The organism is Aminobacter sp. P4_H6_2 (assembly GCF_056400805.1).
In genome coordinates, this window is sequence record NZ_JBFUKO010000190.1 from 1 (window position 1) to 8,588 (window position 8,588).

At 62.9% G+C, this 8,588-nt stretch carries 10 protein-coding genes and 1 pseudogene; 9 read left to right on the plus strand and 2 right to left on the minus strand.

From position 1 onward, the window contains the following. The first annotated feature begins 175 nt into the window (after positions 1-175). Together AC1DUU_RS15180 and AC1DUU_RS15185 are read left to right on the plus strand one after the other, a co-directional pair. The gene (locus AC1DUU_RS15180) at positions 176-517 is read left to right on the plus strand and encodes an ArsR/SmtB family transcription factor (RefSeq protein WP_109574106.1); all 342 of its coding nucleotides are present in this window, start codon (positions 176-178) and stop codon (positions 515-517) included. 14 nt (positions 518-531) lie between these two features. Beyond that, positions 532-1,026 (plus strand): SRPBCC family protein, encoded by a 495-nt coding sequence (locus AC1DUU_RS15185; RefSeq protein WP_476784239.1) that lies wholly within the window; start codon positions 532-534, stop codon positions 1,024-1,026. 43 nt (positions 1,027-1,069) lie between these two features. Here AC1DUU_RS15185 and AC1DUU_RS15190 read toward each other — a convergent pair whose 3' ends face one another. Further along, entirely contained in the window at positions 1,070-1,342 is a 273-nt protein-coding gene (locus tag AC1DUU_RS15190) for a hypothetical protein (protein WP_476784240.1), read from the minus strand. Positions 1,343-1,464: 122 nt separating this feature from the next. Next, positions 1,465-2,367 (minus strand): LysR substrate-binding domain-containing protein, encoded by a 903-nt coding sequence (locus AC1DUU_RS15195; RefSeq protein WP_476784241.1) that lies wholly within the window; start codon positions 2,365-2,367, stop codon positions 1,465-1,467. Positions 2,368-2,521: 154 nt separating this feature from the next. Here AC1DUU_RS15195 and AC1DUU_RS15200 point away from each other — a divergent pair, with 154 nt between their 5' ends. The 7 genes and pseudogenes from AC1DUU_RS15200 to AC1DUU_RS15230 all read left to right on the plus strand — a co-directional run. Next, complete coding sequence (locus tag AC1DUU_RS15200; protein WP_476784242.1) at positions 2,522-3,703, plus strand: MFS transporter; 1,182 nt, start codon at positions 2,522-2,524, stop codon at positions 3,701-3,703. Between the two features lie 90 nt (positions 3,704-3,793). Next, positions 3,794-4,627 (plus strand): aldo/keto reductase, encoded by an 834-nt coding sequence (locus AC1DUU_RS15205; RefSeq protein ID WP_476784243.1) that lies wholly within the window; start codon positions 3,794-3,796, stop codon positions 4,625-4,627. A 210-nt stretch (positions 4,628-4,837) separates the two neighbouring features. Further along, entirely contained in the window at positions 4,838-5,284 is a 447-nt protein-coding gene (locus tag AC1DUU_RS15210) for a glyoxalase superfamily protein (protein ID WP_476784244.1), read from the plus strand. A gap of 402 nt (positions 5,285-5,686) precedes the next feature. Continuing rightward, on the plus strand, positions 5,687-6,454 hold the full coding sequence (locus AC1DUU_RS15215) for an ABC transporter substrate-binding protein (protein ID WP_476784247.1): 768 nt from the start codon (positions 5,687-5,689) through the stop codon (positions 6,452-6,454). A gap of 79 nt (positions 6,455-6,533) precedes the next feature. Next, positions 6,534-7,211 (plus strand): amino acid ABC transporter permease, encoded by a 678-nt coding sequence (locus AC1DUU_RS15220; protein WP_476784245.1) that lies wholly within the window; start codon positions 6,534-6,536, stop codon positions 7,209-7,211. Between the two features lie 29 nt (positions 7,212-7,240). Continuing rightward, a complete protein-coding gene (locus AC1DUU_RS15225; RefSeq protein WP_476784246.1) occupies positions 7,241-8,371 on the plus strand; it encodes an aminotransferase class V-fold PLP-dependent enzyme in 1,131 nt (376 codons plus the stop codon). Positions 8,372-8,516: 145 nt separating this feature from the next. Continuing rightward, positions 8,517-8,588: pseudogene (locus AC1DUU_RS15230) on the plus strand (3-isopropylmalate dehydratase small subunit); the annotation flags it as partial.

The following is an 8,588-nucleotide window of genomic DNA, read 5'->3' on the forward strand; positions in this document are numbered from 1 at the left end:
GGCACGCAAAGCGGCTCGAGCACGCAAAGCGGCCTGGATGCCTGTGGGCGCGGGCGTGCTGGAAACATTTGTCCAGCGCGCGGGGGCGCCCATTTGTCAGCAACTACATCAAGGCGGCTTGACGGACATCGGCATTGTTCATAACCTTTGAGTTATGGAACAAGAGGGTTATAAAATGACGCCGTCCGAACGTCTCGATGCCACCTTCACGGCACTTGCCGATCCGACCCGGCGCGCGATCCTCGCCAGGCTGATGTCGGGCGAAGTCTCGGTGATGGACCTGGCCGAACCGTTCGCCATGAGCCAGCCGGCGATTTCCAAACACCTCAAGGTGCTGGAGCGCGCCGGCCTGATCTCGCGCGGCCGCGATGCGCAGCGCAGGCCATGCCGCATCGAAGGCGAAGCGCTGGCCGAGGCAACCGGCTGGCTCGATGAATACCGAAAGGTCTGGGAAGGCAACTACAAGCGCCTCGACGCGCTGCTCGCCGATCTGCAGGCGAACCAGGGCAAGGCCTGAGACGAAGGGAGAAGATGATGACGCACCGGCTGGAAGTGACGACCCCGAGCGATCGCGAGATCGCCATGACGCGCATCTTCGACGCGCCCCGCGATCTGGTCTTCGACTGCTGGACGATACCGGCACTCTTAAAGCGCTGGATGACCGGACCGGACGGCTGGTCCTTCGCCGTCTGCGAGATCGACCTGAAGGTCGGCGGCAAATACCGCTTTGTCTGGCGTCACGAGGACGACCGCGGCGACATGGGCATGACCGGCACGTACAGCGAGATCTTCCGGCCCGAAAAGATCGTCAGCGTTGAACTGTTCGACATGGACTGGACCGATGGCGAGGCGCGCTCGACGCTGGTGCTGACGGAAAAGAATGGCCGGACGATCTCGGTCAACACCATGCTCTACAGCTCGCGCGAAGCAAGGGACGGCGCCATCGCCATCGGCATGGCCAAGGGCGTCGAGGCCGGTTACGACAGGCTGGATGGCATCCTGGCCGAGCAGCTGGCAGCGAAATAGACCTGCGCGCAGGCATACCCGTCGACAAGCTCGAGGCGAAAGCTTAGCGGCAGACGGTGCGGAAGATGTTGCCGAAAGGCTGGATCTGGCAGCTTGGCCTCATGACGGGCACATCGGGCCGCAGCGGCACGACCTGCTGGCGGTCCTGCTCGCGAAATTGCCGCTGCTGGAATTGGTAGTTCAGACGATCCTGACGGCTCTGCAGTATTTGCAGCTCGTTGAGCCTCAGATTGGGGATGGGCTGTATCGTCAGCACGTTGGGGACGGACTGAACCGTCAGATCAAGCGCAAAGACAGACGGCGCGCCGGCAAGCATCAAGCCTGCCGCGAGTAAAACCACCTTCAATTTTGCCATCGGGAGCATCAACAGCCATTAGCCTTTCGCGCGGACAATTGCACCCTTTGAAGATAGTGCATGTGCCCGCCGATGCAATGACGTCAGGCGCCGCGCGTCTTTTCGGCGAGGAAATCGATGAAGGCGCGGATGCGCGCGGCGAGATGGCCGTGGCCGGCAAACACCGCATGGATCATCTCGATGTCTTCGGGATTATAGGCTTCGAGCACGGGCACCAGCGTTCCGGCATCGATGTCGGCCTGGACCTGGAAACGACCTGTGCGGAACAGGCCCACGCCGTCGAGACACGGGCGCCGCAGGCTCGGGCCGTTATTGGCGAGCAGGTTGCCGCCGATGCGCTGGGCGAAACTCTCGCCGGTCGCCGGGTCGCGAAAAATCCACTCGTCGCGGCTGCGCAGGAAATTGAAGCGCAGGCAGTTATGGCCGATGAGATCGCCCGGTTTTTCGGGTATGCCATGCCTTTCGAGATAGGCAGGCGAAGCGACCACGACGCGGCGGATCTCCAGGATCTTGCGCGCCTTGAGCGCGGAATCGCGCAGCTTTCCGGAGCGGATGGCGACGTCGGCGCGCTCTTCATAGAGATCGATGACGCTGTCGGTCAGCGACAGGTCGAGCTCGACCTCGGGGTAGAGTGCCAGGAACTCCGCCATATGCGGCACGACATGACTTGCGCCGAAGGCAACCGAGGCGCTGACCCTGAGCGGTCCGCGCGGCACGGCATTGGCCCCGCCGGCGACGATACGTTCGGCCTCCTCAATCTCACCAAGGATGCTTCTGGCGCGTTCGAGATAGATCTCGCCCTCCGGCGTCAGCTGCAGGCTACGCGTCGAGCGCACCACAAGCCGGGTGCCGAGGCGGTCCTCGATGCGGGTGATCAGCTTGCTGACCGCCGACGGCGACAGGTTAAGCTGGCGACCGGCGGCGGAGAAACTCTTGAGCGAAACGGCCCGRACGAAGGCCTCCATTTCGCCGGCCCGGTTGTCCATGGCTCGCCCCTTGTGAATTCAATTCACAAGCATTGATCCATCATGGCGGATTATTGCGCAAGTCCGCCCGCACCATATTGCCCGACAAGGATCAACCCGGCGATCGAATTTCGCCCAACTACGCCCGCTGCCCACGGGCGGGAACGGTGCTGCCATGCCTCTTGCCATTTTCGCGCTCACCATCGCGGCCTATGCCATCGGAACAACCGAATTTGTCATCGTCGGGCTGTTGCCGACGGTGGCCCAGGACCTGCAAATCACCTTGCCGCTCGCCGGCCTGATCGTCAGCGTCTATGCGCTAGGCGTCACCTTTGGTGCCCCGGTCCTCACGGCACTGACCGGGCGTATCGAGCGCAAGCCGCTGCTGCTCGGCCTGATGGCATTGTTCATCGCCGGCAATGTCGCAGCAGCGCTGAGCCCCAGCTACGAGATGCTGCTGGTCGCCCGCGTGCTGTCGGCCTTCGCGCATGGCGTGTTCTTCTCGGTGGGGGCGACGATCGCCGCCGACCTCGTGCCGGAAAACCGCCGCGCCTCGGCGATCGCCATGATGTTCATGGGCCTGACGGTGGCGATCGTCACCGGCGTGCCGCTCGGCACCTTCATCGGCCAGACATTTGGCTGGCGCGCCACCTTCTGGGGCGTTTCGCTGCTCGGCGTTATCGCCTTTGCCGGCATCGCAGCACTTTTGCCCTCGACGCTGAACAAGGCGGCACCGTCGAGCCTGCTCGATCAGGTTCGCGTGCTCGGCTCCGGCCGGTTGCTTCTGGTCTTTGCCATGACGGCACTTGGCTATGGCGGCACCTTCGTTGCCTTCACCTACCTCGCCTCGATCCTGGAGCAGGTCACAGGTTTCGAAGCCTCCAGCGTCAGCCTGATCCTGGTGCTTTATGGCCTCGCCATCGCTGTCGGCAACATCGCCGGCGGGCGCATCGCCGACCGCAACCCGGTCAAGGCGCTGACCGTGCTGTTTGCGCTGCAGGCCGCCGTGCTCGTCCTGTTCAGCTTTACGGCCATTTCGCCCTTGTGGACGCTGGTGACGCTTGCCGCGCTGGGCTTTCTGTCCTTCGCCAACGTGCCTGGCCTGCAGCTCTATGTCGTGCAATTGGCCAAGGAGCATCGGCCGGGCGCGGTCGATGTGGCGTCGGCGCTGAACATCGCCGCCTTCAATCTCGGCATAGCCCTAGGCGCCTGGATCGGCGGCCTGGTTGTCGCCTCGCCGCTCGGCCTTGGGGCCACGCCTTGGGTCGGTGCCGTACTGGTTTCAGGCGCCTTTGTCCTGACCATGTGGAGCGGCGCGCTTGACCGACGCGCCGAACCGCTGTGCCAGCCGGCTTAAGATGATTGATCGGCGGCGCCTCAGACCTACCTAATGGCGGAGCCATCCGCCCGATCCCCTCACCAACAAATCTCCACTAAGGAAAACATCATGAAATTCGTTACCGCCAATGGCGCGACAATTCCGGCTTTGGGCTTCGGCACCTTTCGCATGCCCGGCGCGGAAGTTCTGCAGGTGGTGCCTGAAGCGATCAAGCAGGGTTTCCGTCACATCGACACCGCCCAGATCTATGGCAACGAGTCAGAGATCGGCGAGGCTATCGCAGGTTCGGGCGTCGCCCGTTCGGACATCTTCCTGACCACTAAGGTGTGGGTCGACAAGTATCAGCACGATGCCTTCGTGAAATCGGTCGACGAGAGCCTGAGCAAGCTTCGGACCGACCATGTCGACCTATTGCTGCTGCATTGGCCGAACGATGCCGTGCCGCTGGACGAGCAGATCGGCGCGCTCAACGAGGTCAGGAGCGCCGGCAAGGTCCGCCATATCGGCGTCAGCAACTTCAACACGGCGCTGATGGCCGAGGCGGCGAAGCTGAGCGCCGCACCGCTGGTCACCAACCAGGTCGAATACCATCCCTATCTCGACCAGACGCCGGTGCTTGAAGCCGCGCGCAAGGCCGGCATGTCGGTTACCGCCTATTACGCCATGGCCGACGGCAAGGTGATTTCCGACCCTGTGCTCAAACAGATCGGCGCAAGCCATGGCAAGACGGCCGCACAGGTGGTGCTGCGCTGGCTGGTCCAGCAGGACGATGTGGTGGCACTGACCAAGACAGCGACGCTGTCGCGCCTGCCGGAAAACTTCAACATCTTCGACTTCGAACTTTCCGCCGACGAGATGAAGGCGATCTTTTCGCTTGCCGCCCCAGGCGGACGCATCGTCAGCCCGGGCGGGCTGGCACCGGCATGGGACAAGGCGGCCTGAAATTCGGCCCCTGGCGCCCCTTATTGACGGCGCGCCTGCTTCTTCCTATCTGAGGGCGGTCAAGGGCGGGAAGCCCCTGCCGCCCGTAGCCGCAAGGCCTGGTGAAGCTTCCCTTTARAAAGTTCGTTTCCCTGTCGATGCGACGGCCGAAGCGGCAATGCGGGCTCCCGACCTTCAACCGCCGTTCGCGCATCGCGAAGGAGCGAACCCATGACCAACGGTCACACAAACGACTACAAGAACAACGCCCGAAGGCTGCGCGATGCGCTGGCCAGCGATGGCATCGCCGTCAGCCACGCCAAGGCGCTCGAACTCGTCGCCCGCCAGGAAGGCGCGCGCGACTGGAACACGCTGGCCGCACGTCCCAATGGTACCAAGACCGACGAGCCCATCGACACCGCCCCCTTCGCCGTCGGCGAGACGGTGTCGGGCACTTTCAACGGCAATCCCGCCAAGGGTCGCGTTATCGGTCTCGAAGAGACGATCAAGCCGGATCTCTGGCGCGTCACCGTCGCCTTCAACCCGCCAGTGGACGTGTCGACCTCAAAACTGTTTTCGTCGGAACGCCGGCGTGTCCAGATGGTGGTCGGAGCCGACGGCCGCTCGCGCCGGCTGACCGGCACCGAAACCGGCGTGATGGCGCTCGACCGCGCCTGATATCAGCCATTTTCTCCGCATCAAGCGGCCGTGGATCGTAACCCGATCCGCGGCCGTTTCCATTTTGGCGGCCCATGCGACGGGACGATGCGATCCGCGCCCGTCGGCGGCGGCCAAACCGACCTCCGACAGCTCGCGATCCGCATCTGGACGAAATTAAATGCATATGCAAATATCGAACTGAGGAGGATGGAGGAGACATCCGGGCGCACGCATGAGAATCCACGCTCGCCGCAGCCGGGCCTTGGACGTATTTATTCATCCACCACAGTATGCCAATGCATATTTATACGCTTGAAGCAGATTCAGCGCAGCGAACCGCTGCTGACAACTGCCACGGTTACCGTCGTCAATCGATCAAAGGGAGGAACAAAATTGGCATTCTCTAAACTAGCTGCCGGCATGGCCATGGTCTTTGCGCTAGCGCTGTCGGCACCGGCCATCGGCCAGGAGGCACTCGTCGTCGGGGCCTATCCGGCGAACCCGCCATGGGAATTCAAGAACGAAAGCGGCACCTTCGAAGGTTTCGAGATCGATGTCGCGACCGAGGTCGCCAAGCGCCTTGGCCGACCGGTCGAATTCCAGGACATGGGCTTCCAGGCGCTGTTTGCAGCGTCCAGCTCCGGGCGTATCGATTTCGCGGTGTCGTCGATCTCGGTGAACAACGAGCGGCTGCAGAACCAGTCGTTCACCCAGCCCTATTATGATGGTGACGGCACGGTCATCGGTCGCGAGGCATCGACGATATCAGGGCTCGACGGACTTAAAGGAAAGGTCATCGGCGTCGTGGCCGGCACCACCGGTGAAGCCTGGGCGAAGGAAAACAGCGAAAAGCTCGGCCTTGCCGAGGTGCGCAGCTACAACGCCCAGCAGGACCTGCTGCTCGACATCCAGGCACAGCGCGTCGATGGCGGCGCTGGCGAACTCGCCGGCTTCCAGTATGCCATGACCAAGACGCCGGGCTTCAAGGTGCTGGTTCGCATTCCCACCGGCGAACGCTTCGCCATGATGGCACGCAAGGACCACCCCGCCATCGTTGCGGCCAACGATGCCGTCTCCAAGATGAAGGCCGACGGGACGCTTGCTGCGATCCACAAGAAGTGGTTCGGCGTAGAGCCTGACGCGGGCACCAGCACGACCACCGAGATGCCGCTGCCTAAAGCCGAGTGAACCTGAAGTCTCTACCGTCAACCGTTGAAACGACGCTGCGGCCGCTCAAGGCCGCGGCGTCTTGCGCACGGACCTCGCCATGGACCTGATCACCACCTTCTTCAACTGGGACATTCTCGTCCGGTCGTTTCCCATGCTCATGCGCGGCGTGGGCAACACCATCCTTTTGGGCATCGCCAGCATCGTCTTCGGCGGCGCGGCGGGGTTGGCCGTCTGCCTGATGCGGCTCTATGGGCCACGGCCGGTACGTCTTTTCGCGATTGCCTATGTCGATTTCCTCAGGGCAATGCCGATCCTGGTACTGCTGATCCTGATCTACTACGCCCTGCCCTTCGTCGGCATCCGCTTCTCGTCTTTCACCGCAGCAACCCTGGCTCTATCGCTGGTGCTCTCGGCCTTCACCGCCGAGGTCTGCCGTGCCGGCATCGAAAACGTGCCGAAGGGCCAGTTCGAGGCGGCCTCGGCGCTGGGCCTCGGCTTTTGGACGACGATGCGCACGGTTGTCTTGCCGCAGGCTCTGCGAGTCATCATCCCGCCACTGACCAGCAATTGCGTCTCGATCTTCAAGGACACCGCGCTCGCCTCGGTCGTTGCCATGCCCGACCTTTTGAAGCAGGCAACAGACGCCCAGGCGCTGATGGCCAACCCGACGCCGCTGATCGGCGCCGCCGCCATGTATCTCGTCTTCCTCCTGCCGCTGGTTCGACTGGTCAGCTACCTCGAAGAACGCGGCAAGCGCCAGATGACGGCGCGTTGACCCCCGACAGCAATACGGAATTCTGAACGATGACCACCCCTGACGGCTCGGCCTATTTCCTTTATCACTCGATCGGCATGTATCCCGGCAAGGCCGAGGCCATGGCAGCAGCCCTGTCCGACTTCGCTGCGAGCTGGGGCGCTTTCGACGACGGCCAGTGGATGCGCGCATTGGGCAACCGCCAGCGTTTCATCGATCTCTGGAGCGAATTGATCGGCGCGCCCAAGGGCACGCTGACCTCGGCCGAAAATGTCACCACCGCACTCTACAGCCTGATCGGCGCGCTGCCGAGCCACCACCTTGCCGGACGCCGCGTGCTGGTGGCGGCCGACTGTTTTCCAAGCCTGCACTTTCTGCTTGCGGGACTAGCGCCGCGTTTCGGCTTCACTCTCGACACGGTGCCTGCGCGCGATGGCGAAGCCTGGGTCCACGACGACGATGTCATTGAGCAATGGGGCGAAGACGTCGGCCTGGCGCTGCTGACCCAGGTCACCTCGACAGCCTCTCACCGCTGCGACCTCGACAGGCTGGTCGCCCATGGCCGCAAGATGGGCAGCCTGATCGGCGTCGATATCACCCAAGGGGTAGGCCTGATCCCTTTCAAGGTCGGCGCTCCGGCGGTCGACTTCACTGTGTCGACGACGCTGAAATGGCTGTGTGGCACGCCGGGCGCCGGCATCATCCATGTCGCTGAAGCGCTTCTCAAGCAGTGCCGGCCGGAATTGCGCGGCTGGTTCAGCCAGGACAACATCTTCTCCTGGGATCTCAATGCTTTCGCCTATGCTGCCGACGCCCGCCGCTTCGACCACGGCACGCCTTCGGTGCTGGCTTGCGTCGGCTCGTTGCCAGCACTGGAATGGCATGCCGCACATGACAAGCCGGCATTGCTGGCACACAACCGCAAGCTGGGTGCAGTGATCATCGCGCAAGTCGACGAGATGGGCCTCGTACTCGCCAGCCCACGCGACGAACGCCGCCGTGGCGGCAGCATCATGGTACGGCTGCCTGTCGGGGTTGATACTGCAATGATCGTCAACAACCTGCGCGAGCGCGGCATCTACACCGATTGCCGAGGTCGCATCCTGCGCCTGTCCCCAGGCATCATCACCACCGAAGCGGGCGTAACAAGATTGTTCGAGGGCCTACGCCACCTGTTATAGGTTAGACGCGCCTTCGAGCCATGCAGCCCTGGCCGTTAGCCTGGACTTGCGGGCTGCCGTGGCGTCTAAACGCTTTTATTCCCGGCCAAGCTTGTGTAAAGCGAGGCAAGCCAAATCCCCGCAACAGCCAGACGGGCACAAAGCCATGGAAAAATTCACCAAGCTCACCGGCGTCGCCGCGCCGCTGCCGATCGTCAATGTCGACACGGACATGATC

Coding starts and splice junctions, on each gene's coding strand:
- AC1DUU_RS15180 (WP_109574106.1), top strand. CDS start 176: ATGACGCCGTCCGAACGTCTCGATGCCACCTTCACGGCACTTGCCGAT.
- AC1DUU_RS15185 (WP_476784239.1), top strand. CDS start 532: ATGATGACGCACCGGCTGGAAGTGACGACCCCGAGCGATCGCGAGATC.
- AC1DUU_RS15190 (WP_476784240.1), bottom strand. CDS start 1,342: ATGCTTGCCGGCGCGCCGTCTGTCTTTGCGCTTGATCTGACGGTTCAG.
- AC1DUU_RS15200 (WP_476784242.1), top strand. CDS start 2,522: ATGCCTCTTGCCATTTTCGCGCTCACCATCGCGGCCTATGCCATCGGA.
- AC1DUU_RS15205 (WP_476784243.1), top strand. CDS start 3,794: ATGAAATTCGTTACCGCCAATGGCGCGACAATTCCGGCTTTGGGCTTC.
- AC1DUU_RS15210 (WP_476784244.1), top strand. CDS start 4,838: ATGACCAACGGTCACACAAACGACTACAAGAACAACGCCCGAAGGCTG.
- AC1DUU_RS15215 (WP_476784247.1), top strand. CDS start 5,687: ATGGCCATGGTCTTTGCGCTAGCGCTGTCGGCACCGGCCATCGGCCAG.
- AC1DUU_RS15220 (WP_476784245.1), top strand. CDS start 6,534: ATGGACCTGATCACCACCTTCTTCAACTGGGACATTCTCGTCCGGTCG.
- AC1DUU_RS15225 (WP_476784246.1), top strand. CDS start 7,241: ATGACCACCCCTGACGGCTCGGCCTATTTCCTTTATCACTCGATCGGC.